This window comes from Burkholderia sp. AU45251, assembly GCF_030482905.1.
Taxonomy (GTDB): domain Bacteria; phylum Pseudomonadota; class Gammaproteobacteria; order Burkholderiales; family Burkholderiaceae; genus Burkholderia; species Burkholderia aenigmatica.
In genome coordinates this window covers 1-1,168 of record NZ_JAUJQH010000072.1, presented here as the reverse complement: position 1 = coordinate 1,168, position 1,168 = coordinate 1, and the positions used below count along the sequence as shown (strand labels likewise).

1 protein-coding gene is annotated in these 1,168 nt (G+C 57.7%); it reads left to right on the top strand.

Annotated features, from left to right (window positions below; translation table 11 throughout):
* The first annotated feature begins 76 nt into the window (after positions 1-76).
* Entirely contained in the window at positions 77-1,168 is a 1,092-nt protein-coding gene (locus tag QZM67_RS39780) for an IS630 family transposase (RefSeq protein WP_301811944.1), read from the top strand.

Sequence of the window (1,168 nt, the reverse complement as noted above, 5' to 3'; positions counted from 1 at the left end):
GCTAGTATCCCGTTCCGTTGTTAACTGATCTATGTTCACGTAGCATGTTGACGTCAACGGAACGGGAGACATCAGCATGGCGATGGGACGACCGAAGGTGGAACTGGTGCTGAGCGAAGACGAACGCTCGCAATTGATGTCGATAGCACGTTCTCGTTCGATTTCGGCTGCGCTGGTCGCGCGGGCGCGCATCGTGCTGGCGGCTGCTGACGGCGAACCCAACAGCGCAATCGCACAACGCCTGCAACTCACGCGCGCCACGGTGGGCAAGTGGCGTCTGCGGTTTCTGGAGCAGCGAATCAACGGACTCTATGACGAAGTTCGTCCCGGCAAACCACGCACGATTGACGACGAGCGGCTGGCTCAACTGATTCACAAGACCCTGCATACGAAGCCGGCAGATGGATCCACTCACTGGAGCGTGCGCACGATTGCCGCCGAAACTGCCATCTCGCCAACGAGCGTGCACCGTTACTTCAAGCTGCTGGGTCTGCAGCCGCATCGCAGCGAAAGCTTCAAGCTCTCGACCGATCAGTTCTTCATCGAGAAGCTGCGCGATGTGGTCGGCTTGTACTTGAGCCCTCCGGAGAACGCCCTCGTGCTGTGCGTGGACGAGAAGAGCCAGTGTCAGGCGCTCGAGCGCACGCAACCTATGCTGCCGATGGGTTTCGGTTACGTCGAAGGCGTCACTCATGATTACGTCCGTCACGGCACCACTACGTTGTTTGCCGCCCTGAATGTGCTCAATGGCGCCGTGCTCGCTACCTGCAAGCCACGTCATCGCCATCAGGAATTCCTTTCGTTCCTGCGCGAAATCGACAAAGCCGTGCCGGCCGAACTCGACGTGCACTGCATCGTTGACAACTATGGCAGTCACAAGCATCCGAAGGTCAAGGCGTGGCTGGCTGCACGCCCCCGCTGGCACATGCATTTCATTCCCACCTACAGTTCGTGGCTCAATCAGGTCGAACGCTTCTTTGCGTTGATCACCGATAAGGCGATTCGCAGAGGCTCGTTCGGCTCGGTCAAACAACTGATCAAGCGCATTGATCAATTCGTCTCCCACTACAACGAAAACTGCAAGCCATTCGTCTGGACCGCGTCTGCCGATTCCATCCTCGAAAAGCTACACCGACTTTGTTCGCGAATCAGCGGAACGGGACACTAG